General features: G+C 35.0%; 18 protein-coding genes and 2 pseudogenes. 19 read left to right on the top strand and 1 reads right to left on the bottom strand.

The window, feature by feature from the left end; all coding sequences use genetic code 11:
• Nucleotides 1-52: 52 nt before the first annotated feature.
• Nucleotides 53-241 (top strand): annotated as a pseudogene (locus tag AC3CH7_RS08110) (SDR family oxidoreductase); the annotation flags it as partial.
• Between the two features lie 109 nt (nucleotides 242-350).
• Here the strand turns inward: AC3CH7_RS08110 and AC3CH7_RS08105 are convergent.
• Nucleotides 351-686: a 2Fe-2S iron-sulfur cluster-binding protein gene (locus tag AC3CH7_RS08105; protein ID WP_031415986.1), complete on the bottom strand. Its 336-nt coding sequence runs from the start codon at nucleotides 684-686 to the stop codon at nucleotides 351-353.
• 550 nt (nucleotides 687-1,236) lie between these two features.
• Between AC3CH7_RS08105 and AC3CH7_RS08100 the strand changes: the two genes are divergently transcribed.
• The 18 genes and pseudogenes from AC3CH7_RS08100 (at nucleotide 1,237) to AC3CH7_RS08015 (ending at nucleotide 16,501) form a co-directional block, all read left to right on the top strand.
• Nucleotides 1,237-1,605: a DUF2089 domain-containing protein gene (locus AC3CH7_RS08100; protein ID WP_031415985.1), complete on the top strand. Its 369-nt coding sequence runs from the start codon at nucleotides 1,237-1,239 to the stop codon at nucleotides 1,603-1,605.
• A gap of 12 nt (nucleotides 1,606-1,617) precedes the next feature.
• Nucleotides 1,618-2,007 (top strand): SHOCT-like domain-containing protein, encoded by a 390-nt coding sequence (locus AC3CH7_RS08095; protein ID WP_197223921.1) that lies wholly within the window; start codon nucleotides 1,618-1,620, stop codon nucleotides 2,005-2,007.
• A gap of 6 nt (nucleotides 2,008-2,013) precedes the next feature.
• Nucleotides 2,014-2,295 (top strand): hypothetical protein, encoded by a 282-nt coding sequence (locus AC3CH7_RS08090; protein WP_031415983.1) that lies wholly within the window; start codon nucleotides 2,014-2,016, stop codon nucleotides 2,293-2,295.
• Nucleotides 2,296-2,566: 271 nt separating this feature from the next.
• Nucleotides 2,567-3,004, top strand: coding sequence for a MarR family winged helix-turn-helix transcriptional regulator (locus AC3CH7_RS08085; protein WP_012294563.1), 438 nt, complete (start codon nucleotides 2,567-2,569; stop codon nucleotides 3,002-3,004).
• Between the two features lie 391 nt (nucleotides 3,005-3,395).
• A complete protein-coding gene (gene hslO / locus AC3CH7_RS08080) occupies nucleotides 3,396-4,274 on the top strand; it encodes an Hsp33 family molecular chaperone HslO (RefSeq protein ID WP_031415980.1) in 879 nt (292 codons plus the stop codon).
• A 366-nt stretch (nucleotides 4,275-4,640) separates the two neighbouring features.
• Nucleotides 4,641-5,393 carry an SDR family NAD(P)-dependent oxidoreductase gene (locus AC3CH7_RS08075; protein ID WP_207889104.1) on the top strand — a complete coding sequence of 251 codons (753 nt, stop codon included), beginning with the start codon at nucleotides 4,641-4,643 and terminating at the stop codon, nucleotides 5,391-5,393.
• Nucleotides 5,394-5,977: 584 nt separating this feature from the next.
• Nucleotides 5,978-7,102: an ABC transporter gene (locus AC3CH7_RS08070; protein WP_447402308.1), complete on the top strand. Its 1,125-nt coding sequence runs from the start codon at nucleotides 5,978-5,980 to the stop codon at nucleotides 7,100-7,102.
• A 17-nt stretch (nucleotides 7,103-7,119) separates the two neighbouring features.
• Entirely contained in the window at nucleotides 7,120-8,331 is a 1,212-nt protein-coding gene (locus AC3CH7_RS08065; protein ID WP_012294557.1) for an ABC transporter permease, read from the top strand.
• 11 nt (nucleotides 8,332-8,342) lie between these two features.
• Nucleotides 8,343-9,263 carry an ABC transporter ATP-binding protein gene (locus tag AC3CH7_RS08060; RefSeq protein ID WP_447402307.1) on the top strand — a complete coding sequence of 307 codons (921 nt, stop codon included), beginning with the start codon at nucleotides 8,343-8,345 and terminating at the stop codon, nucleotides 9,261-9,263.
• Between the two features lie 47 nt (nucleotides 9,264-9,310).
• Nucleotides 9,311-9,940: pseudogene (locus tag AC3CH7_RS08055) on the top strand (DUF3885 domain-containing protein).
• Between the two features lie 229 nt (nucleotides 9,941-10,169).
• Nucleotides 10,170-10,595, top strand: coding sequence for a stage III sporulation protein AH (locus AC3CH7_RS08050; RefSeq protein WP_200991356.1), 426 nt, complete (start codon nucleotides 10,170-10,172; stop codon nucleotides 10,593-10,595).
• Nucleotides 10,596-11,070: 475 nt separating this feature from the next.
• Entirely contained in the window at nucleotides 11,071-11,505 is a 435-nt protein-coding gene (locus AC3CH7_RS08045; protein ID WP_031415973.1) for a hypothetical protein, read from the top strand.
• Between the two features lie 17 nt (nucleotides 11,506-11,522).
• Nucleotides 11,523-12,404 (top strand): tetratricopeptide repeat protein, encoded by an 882-nt coding sequence (locus tag AC3CH7_RS08040; RefSeq protein WP_036216291.1) that lies wholly within the window; start codon nucleotides 11,523-11,525, stop codon nucleotides 12,402-12,404.
• 37 nt (nucleotides 12,405-12,441) lie between these two features.
• Nucleotides 12,442-12,891 (top strand): hypothetical protein, encoded by a 450-nt coding sequence (locus tag AC3CH7_RS08035; protein WP_481276432.1) that lies wholly within the window; start codon nucleotides 12,442-12,444, stop codon nucleotides 12,889-12,891.
• Between the two features lie 19 nt (nucleotides 12,892-12,910).
• Nucleotides 12,911-13,822, top strand: coding sequence for a tetratricopeptide repeat protein (locus AC3CH7_RS08030; protein ID WP_488381669.1), 912 nt, complete (start codon nucleotides 12,911-12,913; stop codon nucleotides 13,820-13,822).
• A complete protein-coding gene (locus AC3CH7_RS08025) occupies nucleotides 13,815-15,101 on the top strand; it encodes an ATP-binding protein (protein WP_488381668.1) in 1,287 nt (428 codons plus the stop codon). The genes AC3CH7_RS08030 and AC3CH7_RS08025 overlap by 8 nt, the downstream gene beginning before the upstream one ends.
• A 251-nt stretch (nucleotides 15,102-15,352) precedes the next feature.
• On the top strand, nucleotides 15,353-15,766 hold the full coding sequence (locus AC3CH7_RS08020) for a DUF4279 domain-containing protein (protein WP_012294548.1): 414 nt from the start codon (nucleotides 15,353-15,355) through the stop codon (nucleotides 15,764-15,766).
• A gap of 78 nt (nucleotides 15,767-15,844) precedes the next feature.
• Nucleotides 15,845-16,501: a Type 1 glutamine amidotransferase-like domain-containing protein gene (locus tag AC3CH7_RS08015; protein WP_488381667.1), complete on the top strand. Its 657-nt coding sequence runs from the start codon at nucleotides 15,845-15,847 to the stop codon at nucleotides 16,499-16,501.
• Nucleotides 16,502-16,732 lie beyond the last annotated feature (231 nt).

The raw sequence follows: 16,732 nt of genomic DNA, 5'->3' as shown, positions 1-16,732 counted from the left end.
GGTGGGGGTACGGAGTCAGTAGAAATCAGCTAATAGAACGACTCCATATCATGAAAGTTTGACAATGGTAGAAGCTGAAGCGCGCTTTATGAAGGAGAATCGACCAACTTCTATTATACAATGACTTATTCGCCCAGAGGAAATTGCTAATTTCGTCACGTTTTTATGTAGTCCACTGTCATCTGCCATCAATGGCTCTGCATTAAGGATTGATGGTGGATTAGTACGCAGTGTATTTTAAGAAAATTTCCATCATATAAATACAATCATTAGCCTTGGAATACTATTAAAACATAAATATTAAGAACAAAAACGCGGGTTTAGCCTCCGCGTTTCTTTAACATTAAGGATTATTCTGCTGGTCTTGGTCCTCTATTGCCCTTTGTATTTTCAGAAGTTAGAATGGGGCGAACAGTAATATCACTAATGACACGGATTTGACAAGATAGTCGTAAGCAGTCGTCATATAAATTCTCATCTATATTTTTTAAAGCGAAGGCTGTTTTTTCTACTTTTGAAATATCTTTATACTCACCAGCTAAAACCTCCACTCTACAAGTGGTACATTTAGCTTTTCCGCCACATTGATGATAAATTTCTATCCCATTTTCCTCAAGTGCTAGCACTAGTTTTTTTCCTTCCTCAACTTCAAAAGTTTTTCCTCCAAACACGGTGACAAATGGCATCTAATAATACTCCCTTCATTTTTTCCTTATGGGGTTAACGAAGTAAATGTTTTTATCAGTTTGTATGGATGCTGCTATTTTTATACAAAAATCAATTTGAACAATAATACCTAGCGAGGATACTTGTATGGTGGAAATCCTTCCAATTCATATGCTGGGAAAACCACTCTATTTAAAGGATTACGCCCAAATCCGCCGTACATGGGGGATATATCTCCCTTGGATATGGGGAAATTTTCTTGTCACTTTCTAACCTTCTATCGGTGGCAAGCACTTAAAATTGGGTTAAGTGCCTACTTTACTACTACTATTTCAGTATCTTGGATTGAAATCGATGAACGAAGGCGAATTTTTGTTTTCCCATATTGCCCCTACATACTCCATTTCTATATCGTCTCTTCACTTTATATTAACGTTTTTTGTAAAAATTAATTATTTTAAACTACATATTAATATTTTTAATTTTTTTGGATAAATAATTAAACTTAATTATTTATTTTTTAAATTCTTTGTTATATAATCAAATCAACCTAAAGAAAGGAATTTCATTATGGCCTATCAAGTAATCACAAATTGTCCTGTTTGCAGTCAAACATTGAAAATTACAAAGTTGCAGTGCTCTCATTGCCACACTACAATCGAAAATGAGTTTGAATTATCGAAACTGGCCTCCTTATCAAAGGATCAGCTTCATTTTGTGGAAGTATTTTTAACTTGTAGAGGGAATATTAAAGATGTTGAAAAAGAACTTGGGATTTCATATCCAACAGTTCGAGGAAAGCTAACAGATATTATTTCATCTCTCGGACATGTGGAGAAGAAGAAGAAAAATGAAGTAGACGAGAAAAATGTTGTTACGCTGCTAGAAAAGGGTGAAATCACAGCGGAAGAAGCCATTAAGCTTTTAAAAGAGGAATAGGAGGAAATGATCATGAAAGAGGAAATTGCACGAGTGTTAACGATGGTTCAGGAAGGAAAAATCGATGCAGAAAAAGGTTCAGAACTTATTCAAGTACTGCAAGAGAAAGATGAAGCAGGAAATAAGCTAATAGATAAACCAGCTAAGTATTTAGATAAAACTTTAAAAGTTCGTATTGTCTCAACTGAAAATGATAACGTAACAGTCAATTTACCTATCAAGCTGGTCAAGGTGGTATTAATGGCTGGACATAGTATCGCAGCTAGTATTCCTCAATCGGAAAAATACGTGAAAGATCTAGATATTAATCTTATAATGGAAGCCATCGAAAACGAATTAGATGGCCAAATCGTTGATATTAAATCGGCAAACGGGGATTCCGTTTCTGTGTTCATTGACTAGTGACTGATGATACATGTCAAAGTGAAAACAAAGGATGTTCGGCTTACCATCCCAATCCCATATGCTATGTTAAATATTGTTATTTCCATTTTGTCTTCACCATTATTTCAGCGGAATATAAACAAATGGACAAAAGAATACTTTGAAAGAAAAAAACTGAACTTTACTTTGCCGCCACTAGACAAAAAAACACTCAAGCCCATTGTCCAGGAGCTCAAGCATTATAAAGGCATCGTGCTAGTTGATGTCAAAGCACAGGATGGTACAGTAGTAAAAGTTAAATTATAATTTATTGACATACAACCACTTACATCTGAAATAGTAGGTGGTTTTTTTTACATATTCGCTACCAATAAACACGGCCATGAATTTGTACCTTCATAGGTTTTTCTGCGAAATCACCACGCTAGATGTCAGATAACCATTAAAGTGTTCTACATCTATTATCAATCATAACTTACATCTAGCTACTAAATGGCTACCGAAAATCATTGTGGAAAAATGAGTATATAAGTTGAAATAACTTCAAAATTGAACTATTCTAAAGGCGGTGATATGAATGGCAGAGATACAAGCACATGAAGCAATTTTATTTAACTCCATAATTTCTACCGCAGTACAAGATGAATTAAAACAAGAGTTAAAACGATTAGGCTATACGGACTTAGCCCCAAGCCATTTCATGCTGTTATACGTTGTGTACAAAAATGGGGGACGCATACAAATAAAATGTATTTGTGATACAATGCAAAAACAAAAATCAACGATTACTGAAATGATTCTCCGTTTAGTCAAGTCAGGCTATCTTGTAAAAGAGGGACATAGCCAGGACAAACGAGTCATGTATGTGGTTGCAACTAAAAAAGCACTGGAGGTCCAGAAATATTTTGAAGAAATCTTTGATCATCTGACAACCAAAATGTTTCATGGATTTAGTGAGGAGGAGAAAGCTACTTCTTTTACTCTACTTCAAAAAGTGTTAGGTAATTTGAGTTAGAGCAGCTATGTTCTAACTTTTATTCCCTCTAATAGTTCATAATTGAACTATTTGTATAGAATTTGTCCTCTCAACACGTAGATGTATATTAGACATAGTGAAATAAAGGACTCTTGGACCAACGAATTTTTCCCACTATGTGCTTTACAATACGTAGGCTGTTTATTGGCTATGTAGAAACAGAAGCCCATGCCAATAAAAGAGAAATGACAACATGTATTTTTACAGACGGCACTCGCATGATACGCAACTGAGGTCTTTGTGACATGTATAACACAATCATTAGATTATTGAATCGTCGATGGGCAAATTGTTGGGCTTGTGGCGTAAAAAGGCGATGATGTATGATGCAGATTCATCTTTTAATAAAATGAAGAAAAGAGAGATAATAATGAAGGATTATTTAGTAAAAGGTTTAGCCTATAACGGACAGGTTCGAATAATAGCAGCAAGGACAGTCGATACAGTAGGTGAAGCACAACATCGTCACTATACATGGCCGACTGCATCAGCAGCGTTAGGACGTTCAATGACTTTCGGCGTGATGCTTGGTTCTATGTTAAACAATGAAGATAAATTAACCATTCGAATCAATGGTGGAGGCGATTTAGGTACAATCCTTGTAGACGCTAACGCGAATGGAAAAGTACGAGGATATGTTACGAATCCGCAAACACATTTCCCCCTCAACAGTATTGGCAAATTAGATGTTAGAAGAGCCGTAGGAACAGATGGTATGGTAACGATTTCAAAGGATATTGGTCTACAACAACCCTTTGTAGGACAAGTACCTATTATTTCAGGGGAGTTAGGGGAAGATTTCACATACTATTTAGCACAGTCAGAACAAATTCCTTCTTCAGTGGGGGTAGGAGTGATCGTGAACCCTGATAATACAATCCAAGCAGCAGGCGGCTTTATTATTCAAGCATTACCTGGTACAGCAGTAGAAATTATTGAAGAAATTGAAAAGCGTTTGGACAGTATTCCTACCATTTCAGCAATGGTACGTGATGGCCTAACACCGGAAGAAATTCTAACTATGGTTGTAGGAGAGGGGAATGTAAAAATTCTCGAAACACAAGAAGTACTATTCCAATGTACTTGCTCAAAAGATCGCTCTACTAAAGTGCTAGTTAGCTTAGGAAGCGCAGAACTCCAAGATATGATTGAAACAGATGGTCAAGCAGAAACACAATGTCACTTCTGTAATGAAACGTATCAATTTAACAAAAGTGAATTAGAAGCCATGTTAGAACAGGCCGTTTAATCTTTAAAATAAGTAACCAAAATTTATACCCACATTGGTAAAATGAATGCACGCTAAAGGAACTGACTTCCGTTCTTTTTAGCGTACATTCATTTTTTTGGTTACACTTAATCATGTTCTTTATTAAGAAAAGCATTTTATTATATGATTAGCTAATAGATTTGAACTTTAGCTGAAATTAAATCTATTCAGATACCTTTCAATTAAAATCTTTTTCACAAGACATGGACTAAATAAGCAAGGATTTAATCCCCGCAACAATCCAACATAATAGCGATAGTTAAACATGTATATCGAAGCTTCTTTAAAAGGGTTTACCATAGAAAAGGAGAATAACTATTGTAAACATTTGTTAGGAGAGAAGCTATGCAGAACTTATTAGGACAGGTTGTTCTCATCACAGGCGCAAGCTCCGGTATTGGGCTTGCTACCGCAGAGCTGATGGCATCTAAAGGCGCTAAAGTAATTATTCATTATCATACAAATGTGAATGGGGCCATGGAAACTGTCCAACGTATTCAAGAAAAGGATGGAGAGGCTATGGCCATTCAAGCTGATGTTACGAATAAAGAAGAAGTGAATGCAATGGTTGACCAAGCTATTTCCTCCTTTGGTGCGATTGATGTTTTAGTTAATAACGCTGGAGGAGGTATCCAACAAAGTACATTTATGGATATAAGTGAAAGACTATTGGAAGAAACGTTCAACTTAAATGTTACTAGTGTTCTCTTATGTTCCCAAGCTGTATTAAAGTATATGATTCCTAAAAAATCCGGAAAAATTATCAATATCTCTTCGGCGGCTGCACGAATTGGAGGAGCGGGAGAAAGTATTCATTATGCATCTGCTAAAGGAGCGATAAATACAATGACGATTGGTATGTCACGAGAGCTAATTGACTATGGGATTATTGTAAATGGGGTAGCGCCAGGAATGGTAGAAACACCTTTTCACAATAAATTTGCTCCTGGCGATAATCGTCTCGAGCGTATGACTTCAACTGTACCTATTAAACGGCCTGCAACCCCTGAGGAAATAGCAGAAGTAATTGCCTTCCTCACTTCTGATGCCTCCAATTATATTCTTGGTGAAATTATAAATGTTAGTGGTGGGAGATAAATAACATTGTAGAACGTGTATTTCAGGCTTTGTTGCTGCTAATAAACATGGCATAGATATCGAAATAATAGAGTTTCACCAAGAAAAACCTGCTCAAACTCGCATACCATGATGTTCAAGAATGTTTAAAGAAGAATTGGATGGCCTATTCGCATTGTAGGGCTATGAACAAGCCTGCTGTGGCTATTGTAGAAAAGATAGGGTTCCAGAAATATATGTGGTACTAGGCATTCAAGCCATTTTAATAGTAGATCATTTAAGGACTGTCAAAAGCAGTCCTTTTACTTTTGTCGTGATGAATGTACCTGTAACGAAAAAACTATTTTTAAAGCGGTGCATTGATAATGACTATACAAAATTGAAAGCTAATAATACGCAACATGAAAATTTGAATGGTTTAATAGTTTAGTTATTAAAAAGGAACTAAATTATATAGTATCTTATTATTATTTTGCTATTCCTCCAAAATCGTTAGTCTTTTTATTCGTAATATTCTAAACCTTTAATATACAAAAAATTGAAAAAATATCCACAAAGCATTATCATAGTAATCTAAAGACTTTCACATTGAAGAAGCTAGGAGGATGACCGTGTTAAAAGCATTAAAAGTAGGTCTAGTGATAGAGCGAGCGAATCGACGAAATTTAGTTGCACTAATAGCTGTTGTATTAATCGTTTTTGGCTTTATGTTTTATATAAAGGCGCAAGCCGTTGGTAATCAGCTTATTGAAAAAAAGGGTGATTATTATTCAACACAGGCCATACTATCAAAGTTTCAGGTGAAGGATGCCTCGGAAACAGGTGATGGCAGCGATATATTTAAAAATTTAACGAAGCAAAAAAGTAAGATTGCATTGCAAATAGCCACATTAACGATGGACAGACAATCCATGTATTATGAGGCGTCACTTCAGCTTGCTGAATTAAGACAAGAGGCATTCCAATTAGAAGGATACCATGATATCGCAGAATTATTACCCTCTAAATTACAAAATTCGATGGACTATCTTTATTTTAAATGGATGAATGATGCGGGAAGGGATAAAATAACTGACTTATTTCAATACATACCTTTCTTATTATTTTTCTTTAGTTACGTAGGTGCAGGCTGGTACATATTTATTAGCTTCCAAACAAGTTCTATTTTGCTAGATGATTTTGAGCATTCTAGTTTAATTCAAGGCTTTCCTGTTCGTTTTGATTCTTATATTTTATCCAAATGTATGATTTCTTTGTTCACCATCATCACAAGCTTTTTACTCATTTTTATTTGCGCCAGTCCATTGTGGGTATTAAATGGACTTGGTAACCCACAAGATCCAGTAGGCATATACGTAGGAGATGCTGTATTAATCTCTTCTATCCAATATATCGCGATGAGCCTTGGCTATATGTTCGTCATTTCCATTTTCGTCATGCTATTGTCGATTATATTAAATGTGTTACTGAAAAATATGTATTTAACATTATTTATACACTTTATTTTGTTCTTTTTACCGATGATTTTTCCATCACTAATTAGTGTATTTCCCTATAATCCTTTTAATTTCATGAACTTCAATGATATTTTAGGAGGCGTACCAGTTGATTTAGCACAGCCTGTTGAGATTACGATGAATCTTGGCTTACTTATTTTGTTTATCTGTATTATTTTAATGTTGTTCACTATTAAAACGTTTTTCTCAACAGGGAAAATCAAAAGGGCATAGGGGAGGTACTCATAAGCATGTGGAGTTATTTCAAATTTGAATTCAAACAATTTTTTACGAATAAGAAAAACTTAGCCATCTATTTTTTGCTTGCTTTTGCAACCTTTTTTTATGTATTTAAATTAGCACCCGCATACGATCCGATTGAGCAAGTCGAATATGAAGAAATTGAGGCTCGCTATTTAACACGGCAAGAGTTTTTAAATTCGATGGAAGGTCGCAACTTATATAGTCTACATCCTGCCATCATTTATGCTGTTGAGATATTTGGGCAAATTAATCCACTAGATAAAGCAAGATTAGAAGCATTAGAGGAGGGGGACCTAAAAAAATATGCCGAGGTAACTCGTGATTGGTACTACTTTACGAATGCGATTACATACAAAAGTGATTCATTCTCCTATAACTCAAAGTATTTTATAAAAAATAATGATTATGCAGAAGATGATGCCTTTTATGCTTATTTAGAGCAGGCAGCCCGTTATGATACGTACGCGGAAGCAAAGTATGAATTATCCATGGACATATTCGAACAGCGGACAGCCCTTCAAACGTTAGAGCGTTTATTAAAGGGATTACTACCTGTTATTTTAATTGTGTGTGTACTACTTTTAGCTATTGATATCGTGACAAAAGATCGCCGTCATCCATCTATTATCAAAGGATTTCCTATTAGCGATTGGAAAAAGCTATTGATGAAAATGATCGTTGCACTACTAGGTAGCTTCGTATTATTTGTACCACTTTTTGCTGGGTTCATTATTATAGGCTTACAATCCGGCTTTGGAAATTTCAATTTACCATCACCCATGTATGCTCCTCATCTCGATTGGCGTCAGGAGGGTAAATTTGAACCGATGACTTTAGGGATGTTTTTAGGACAAACCCTCATTCTGCTTTTAACTTGGTTTATGGTCATCATCAACGTTGTATTATTGTTCAGTATCCTATTCCGTAACGAGATGATGAATGTCGCCATCGGCTTACTCCTTATTTTTGGGGAGAAGTTTTATTTCAGCCGATATGTTGGCTACTTTTGGGATATTCAAATTTATCCAACCTCGTACATTCAAGTCGGACAAATTGTATCAAAACAACGAAATTTTTATTATATGAACGATTATTTAGATTTCAATTTAGGATTACAGTTGTTACTAGTCTTAGCTGTAGTCGTCATTTTATTCATGCTGCTTATTGTTATGAATAGACGGTATAAGCTAATAAAATAGGAGGGACACAGGTGATTGACATTCAAAATATTACTGTGCAATTTGCGGAAAATAAAGTGTTAAATGATATCTCAATGACATTTGAGCAAGGTGAAATGATTGGACTTGTTGCACCAAATGGAACAGGAAAATCCACATTTATGAATGTGTTGATGAATTATGTAAAGCCTATGAAAGGGAAAGTAGTATTTAAAGATGGTCTATGCTACTCGAATAAATCAAATGAAGTAAAAATTCATAGTTTTGTGTCGATGATGCCAGACCAAAGTGACTTGTATAATCACTTAAGCGGGCGCGAACATTTAAAAATGTTTGCAACCATGTGGCAATCCGATTTAAAACTTATAGATGAAACCATTGAAATGTTAAATATGGGGCATTATGTGAATAAAAAAACAGGCACGTATTCTCTGGGTATGCGCCAGCGCCTTTGCTTTGCTATGCAAATAGTGACGGATACGGACATTATGATGATGGACGAGGTGATGAACGGACTTGATCCAAATAATGTAGAAATTATTTCGAAGATATTAGTAGAGAAAAAGGCGGAGGGAAAGGTTATTATTATTGCCTCACATTTACTCGATAATTTAGAGAAATATGCAGATCGAATTTTCTTGTTTAACGAAGGAAAACTAGTGGATACCAATGAAATAATAGAAGGTTTCAGTCAAGCACATATTAAAACAATTCGCGTAAAAAATATGGAGCATCCTACTGAAAAACAGTTGTATGAGCTGTTTCCAAACATCAAACTTCAAACTCTTACAAATGGAATCACATTAATTCATTTACCAAGCTCTGAAGCCGCTTTATTAAGTTCGCTTACATCTTTTTTAGTGGAGAGAAATGTAGTGGATTTTGCATTTGGAAAAGTGACATTAAATGATTTGTATTCTATGTATTATCATGAGTATAAAAATGTGACCTAGTTTTTTTCAATTTTATGCTAGATTATATTAAAGGAAGATTTGAGTGAATGACGATAGATGTAGAACAATATTTAAATAAGACTTTTCCTGGACTCACGTTAACACCTAGCCTTTTTCAGCAATGGGATATTGGTATTCACGTTGAATTTGGGACTGGATTTTATCAATGGAAAAATAATGTTCGTCTAAATCTAGCCATGTTTAATGATGTATACCATCAAGCTTTGACCATTTTTAACGAAATTTTTTCGTATTCGGATGAAATTTTACTTGTGACAAATGTTTATCAGTATAAGCTTGCTGAAGGTAAGAAAAAGCGCATAAAGGTATATGATCGTTATATAAAAAATAAAGAGTTAAAATACCATTTAAATCAACAAACCTAGCCGTATGTATTGGATGATGAGGATGTTTATATTTCACGATTTTCCTTAAAGTGCCGCAAACAAGATATTCACTATGTATTACTTATCAAAGCAGCCTGTAATGAAGATTTCCACTTAAAGCCTAAATTTGGTACAGGCTATAGCTATCCAGATGTATTTTTTATTAATTTGACCAAAAATGTTATCTTGTTTATTTATGATGATAGAGGTTGTGAGGTCATCGCGACGAATAAAGAAACGATAAAACCTGTAGGTCTAAAATTTAGGAACTGGATAGATAATTGCAAATGAGATGACAGCGTTACACATTCTCAATGGAATAAATGGATGCAGGGATTAATCAACATAAGCTTTTATGCTTTTGCATCCATTTCGTTATGACAAGCAAAGGGTAGGAAAAATATTTCATTCAAAATCATGGAGTTGCACCAGCAGCTCTTTTTTTATAGGGCTTACAAGGCCGTTTAATGGAAATTATGCGCTATCTCTTGAGTATGGACGAGGAGGAAACAGAAAATTGATGATGATTACTGAAAATATAAGGGGGCAACGCTATTATCAGCTTATTGATATACTAGCGAAACGATGTAGCCGCTTTGCCTTTGTTGAGAACAGACAATTGATGGAAAATGAAGAATTACGCTTAGCCGCTGTCGATGAGCTAATAGCACCTATTGAAAACCTGCTTATCGAAAGAAAGGTTCAAAATGAATGGGAGACAACAACGCTTGGCGAGCATACAGCCTTTGTTTTTTACTTTCTATTAAATGATACGACTGCTCAATTCTTGAAGGAGCATAGCGATTCACTTTTTGGTTGGATTACGCCAGAATTACCAGAGGATTTAATGTTTTATGAAGATGAACAATGTGTATTAGCAGCTTGTTCGCACGAAGGTTTTTTCTGGGTGGATGAAAAGGTATGGGACCGTTTGTTATTAAGCTAAAGATGTCGCTTATTTGATTATTTTGTGAGGCAATTCTTAATGAAAAAGGGGGTTTACGTTATGTTATTTATACGTTGTTTGTCATACCAGTATTAGGAGTTTTATGTTTTTTAAATTTCACTACTTTTTTAAAGGAACTAGATGGGGAAAATACGTATAACCAAAAAGGTTTAAAGCAAAAAAAGTATAAAAACGAACCATTAATCAAATACATATTTAAAATATTCGTATTTTAAACTATGAAATGCGCTTTCTCCATCGACTGGAGACCGTCCATTTTGGATTAAACACGAATATTTAATGATTATGAAGATGTTTCTAACATTCAACGATGAAAACAGTAATTTTAACAGAAAGCATTTCAATAAATGATCTGCTTATACATTTAAAGAAATAGTTTCCATTATTGATAAATAAATGTATAATACGAAATGTCAATGGGATAGGTACTAAATAGAAGGAGGCTTATGGTTAGTTGCATTCACTTTATACTCCAAGCTTAACTGGTAAGAAAGTAAGAAGGACAAAAAGCTTTAGCATACATAATTTAGTCATCGTTGCCTTTATTGGAGGTCTACTTGCCATTACGATCGTTGGGTTTATAAATGCCAACGCCCTCAAACTAGAGAAGCATTACATCAGACTACTAATAGTAAGCAGTGTATTTCTCCATACGGCTACTATAATCTTTTATGTTTTCCTTCCTTTTTCCGCTGAAATGGATTTGCTAATCAATCGGTTACTGGCTGGAGTAAGTTATTTTATCTTTTTGGTGATTTTGAAAAGACCTTATAAAGAACATTTAGTATTTGTGGGGGAAACAAAATCCCTGTACTGGATAGGGATTATCTATTGTTTAATTTCCATCTTTATAGATGGTTTTCTTAGAAATAGTGTCCTAGCTAATTAGGGAAGGAATTTATGTGCATGAACAGTGAAAAAGAAAATACACCTATGGCTCTTATTGAACACTATTTTGCGATTGGAAGATACACAAATGTTATTTCCTTAGTGAAGCAACGGATGGCTGAAGATATGGAAAATAAGGAATTATGGTATATGCTAGCTGTCAGTCATTATTCCATAGGTCAATATGAAGAAGCATTTGAGCCATTTCTTAAAGCATTTCAGCTAGGATATGATAAAGGCGTCATTTACTATTTTTTAGGCGGCATCTATATGGCAACGGAACAGTGGCAAAAAGCAGAAGAATCTTTTTTGGAAGCATTACATAATAATCCAAATGATGCATATGTTTATTCAGCGTATGCAATTTTGATGAAAATGACAGGTCATAGAAAAAAAGGCAGTTTATTAGTAGAAAAAGCTCTAGCATTAGATCCTAACAGCACAGCCGTTTTATACCACTATACCCTTACTGAAATGGCTGCAAAAAAGGAAAAGCACAATACTGCACTAGCTCTTTATATGAATTCAGCGGATAGTGAGTTTGCAAAGTTAATTCATCTGGGCTGGAGTGCTGCCTTTAATAATCGATTTAAGGAAGCTAAAGAATATTATCGACAAGCTTTTCTTATAAAACCTGAGGATAAAAGAATTTTATCGAACTTAGAGGAATTGGAAATTAAAACTCACCCGCTTTTGCTTCCTTACCGTATAGTAGAGCGAATAGGCGGCATTGGATTTGTATTCATGATGTGGCTTATACTTTGCCTGCTTCTTGACAAGCTTATTTCCAATGATAACTTTGTCAATCACCTTCTTCGCTTTTCTATTTTTTTCACACTTTATTATTTTATATCTATTCCCATTGTAAAAGGCTTAAGAAAATGGAAGAGCCCTAAATAAGGAAGGAAAAAATTGAAAAGGAGACAACTAAGGAATAATGGAACATATTTATCAACCTAGTATACTAAACGAAAATGAGGATCGAACACGAAGTTATGTTGTAAACAATTTATTTTTCGTCGCTTTTTTTGGTGGAATTTTTGCCATTGTAGTATTAGGTATGCAAAATGCTAAGTGGTTAAAGCTTGAAAAAAAATATATCCGAATACTAACGATTCTTAGTGGTTTACTAATTATAGGAAAACTAATCATGGTTTATGCCATTGGACAAGGAATCTTAGCGATTGATGAAGACTACATAAAGGTTTTTGGACGAATTATTGCAGTGGCGGGCTATTTTATTTTTTTCGCCTTTTTAAATAGGCCCTATAAAGAACATCTAGTTGTTGGTGGACAAATTGAGTCCTTATGGATGCCAGGCTTTCTAGCATGTATTGTTTCTGGATTTATCGAATTTATCGCTATAGCATTCCTATTAGCGCTTTAAAAAGGAGCTTTACTACAGAATGATTGAACGTGAAGATATTCAAATGAATGAAAACTATGAAGGGGCAACATTTGAAGTAATAGAACACTATTTTCAAATAGGGAAATATGCACAAACGATTGAACTTATTCATGAGGTGATAGCTGATCACCTTGAAAACAGTCGACTATGGTTTATTTTAGGCTACAGTTATTATCTTATGGGAGATTACAATAGAGCTGAATTGCAATTAAAGGAAGCCTTGCATTTGGGGTATAGTGAAGAAATAATTTTCTATTTTCTTGGATTTATTTATATGAAAAAGGAGCGTTGGAAGGAGGCTGAGGAAGCTTTTCTAGAAGCATTACGAGCCAATCCAGATGATGCTGAAAACCACGCTGCTTATGCAGTTCTAATGAAAAAAATGGGGCATCGAAAAAAAGCAAAGCAATTAATTACTAAAGCACGTGAGATGGCTCCTGAAAATAGTTTTGTATTACGTAACTATTTTATATTAGAGGAGATTAATAGCCCTAAAAAACAACGAGTCCTTGCATTAGAGCAATATATGAATTCAAGTGATAGTGAATTATCTAAACTATTACACTTGGGAATCCATGCTGCCTTTCATAATAAAGAAAAAGAAGCACAAGAATATTTTAGACAGGCCTTTCTACTTAACCCTGAGGATAAAGAATTGTATGAATTATTAGAGGAGTTTGAACTGTCAGGACACCCGCTATTAATACCTAATCACCTCGTTGAAGTGGTAGGTGGTACTGCTGGCATTTGGCTGATAGGGGTGGTCATTTACTTTTCATTAATAGGTTTAGATTTTAATACGGCAGCGGTTCTATTTATAAAATGCTATATTGCATTAGCTCTATATACATGGATTTCACTTCCTCTTGTAAAGGGATTAAAAAAATTAAGGGGCTACAAGTATGGATAAAATAAAATGGTTACAACAAATGGTAGATCAAAATGCTAATGATCCACAAGGGTATTTGTGGCTTGGCAAAGAACTAGCTGATCAGCATCGTTGGCTTGAAGCGGTTCAAACTTATTCATTGGGTCTTTCTTTTTGCTCGGACGACGAGCTACGAAATGACATCATTCAGGAATTAACAAAGGCTAGTTTACAAATTCAACACTCTCCAAAGGTTGCTAGCGCCGTTGAAATTGACGATGAAGATAAGGCTGAATTAGCTATCGTAGATCGTTGTCTAGACACAGTAGCAGAGGTGGAACTGGATAATCAAGATAACATTCCTGACATACAGTTAGACGATAGAAAAGTAAAAAACCTTGAACCGAAGTTTAGGGTGATTGATGGGGATGCACCTAAAAAGGCTATAAAAAAAATCGAGGAAATAGTAACTTTTGCGGATGTTGCTGGTCTTGAGGATTTAAAGAAAACGATCAACTTACGTATTATTAGTCCATTTTATAACAAGGGATTGTTTGCAAAGTTCCGTAAAAAAGTTGGGGGTGGCGTTCTTCTTTATGGACCTCCTGGCTGTGGGAAAACCTATATCGCTAAAGCGACAGCGGGAGAATGTAAGGCTAATTTTTATCCCGTTCATATTACAGATATCTTAGACCCTTATATAGGAGTAAGTGAACAGAATTTAAAAGCCATATTCGATAAGGCTCGCTTCCAAAAGCCTAGCATTATGTTTTTTGATGAAGTAGATACTATTGGCATGAGTCGTTCACAAACGTCCTCCCATGTTCGTGGCATAATCGATACGTTTCTAACCGAGATGGAAGGTGTGGATACAAACAATGATGAGGTTCTGGTAATGGCTGCTACCAATACACCATGGGATGTTGATAGCGCTCTAAAAAGACCTGGTAGATTTGACCGGCTCATCTTTGTAGCGCCACCAGATGAAAAAGCAAGAGAGCAAATTTTTAATTTGAAATTAAAGGGAAGATTTGTTGAAAATGTTGATACAGCCGTATTAGCAGCCAAAACGCCATTTTTCTCAGGTGCTGATATAGCTAATGTAGTGGAATTAGCTACTGAGTATGTGCTAGAAGAAATATTACTTTCAGGTAATGAAAGACCCATTACTACCGATGACTTAGTAAGGGCACTACATGAACTTCAGCCTTCTACATTAGATTGGCTTCGTACAGCAAAAAATTATGTTAAATACGCAAATCAATCAGGGTTGTATAATGACGTAGAAAAATATCTTCGAGCACATGCACGGTATATATAAAATGGCTATCTCCAAATATTGATAGCAAAACATGAAAAAAACCTTTTAAACATTCAAAGTTTAGAAGGTTTACTTTTTATATAAATAGTCGTTACTTTAATCGCGTGTCTTTGCAAATTACAAGTGGCTCAGGTTTGAGCATGAGCATTGCTAAATAACAAACAGTAGCCCATGGTTGAGAGAGTACTGTAATTGTATTTTAAATTTTATTCATGATGGCGTTTAATTAATTCCTCAAGAAGGGAGAAAGAATGGAAAAGCCAACAACTAATATAAGGTCTTATTTTTGTGTATTTGGAGATAATTTTCCACTAGATGAATTCACACAAAAAATAGCAATAACACCAACAGAAACACGTACAAAAGGTGCACTCTATACAATCGGAAAAACACAACACGAAAGTTATACTTCATCGTGGACTTACGAAATAGATGATCAACGAACAAGTGATCCTACTTTACAAATAAATGAACTAATAGATATTTTCACGAATAAGGTAAACATTATCAATCACTTTAAAAAGAAATATAAGTTACAATGTAAAATAGCAGTGATCCTTGTTTTTCCTGAAACTTCCGGTCTTTTTATAAATCAAAAACTTATTAAATTTGCTTATGACACCGACTCAGAATACGATATTGATATTTATCGCGATGAAATATAAATTGCAAAAAGTAAAAAGCCTTTTATTTCGTACTACAAACAGAACTTATAAAAGCAGGTAATAATGACGGAGGTACACATGAAAACACACTATTATTTAGGGTGGTTTAATGATTTTTTTCCAGAGAATCTAGGCAGGGTGTTACAGGAGGATATAACTGATAGAAAATCGCTTGCTATGATTAGCTCGAATCCACTTTTGTATGAAGATGGGGGTGCTACTGAACGCTCATGGCTTGACCAAGCAGGTATCCTATTCGATGACTATCATTTAATTAATTATCACGTAAAGAAGGAAGATGCCCAAACCTTTATTCGAAATGCGTCAGCCATTTTTTTGTTAGGTGGAGATACGCTGAAACAAAATGAGTTTTTACTAGACTATGAATTGTCGGATTTAATCAAAAAAAGCACAGCGGTTGTGATGGGAGCAAGCGCAGGAGCAATCAATATGTCCGCTAAATGGTTATGCTCAAAAAACTTTGGCTATCCAGTTGAAAAAAGCTCTTTATACGATGGAATCGGTCTTGACAATTTTTCCGTCCTCTCGCATTTTGATCTTGAAAATAACATAGAGTTGGTGCAAAACGAGTTGTCTCCCTTATCGGAAGAACTAAATATTTATGCGTCGAACAAAGATTGTGCAGTACGTGTAAAGGGAAACAGCATCGACATTTTAGGTAATGTATATTTAATTTCCCAGTCAAAAGTTAAGAAGTTGGATGAGACGCTCTAGATAGGGCGAATGGCAATAGCTTACCTGAATTATTGGAAATAAGAAGAGCGTATTTGGATTTATCTTTTTCCAAAACACGCTCTTTCTTTGTTCTCCTTTATACCAGATTAGGTGTTAATATTGTAGTGAGTTTAACAGTTAGTGCGTTTACAAGAAAATTTTTCATGAAGCATGATGGGGCTTCCAACGAGGAAATCGTGGAAAGTTTACCATAATAACATTATTGATGGA

The sequence above is a fragment of the Lysinibacillus sp. F12 genome (genome assembly GCF_057773605.1).
The sequence above is the reverse complement of the archived record's forward strand: the minus strand, read 5'-3'. Positions and strand labels throughout refer to the sequence as shown.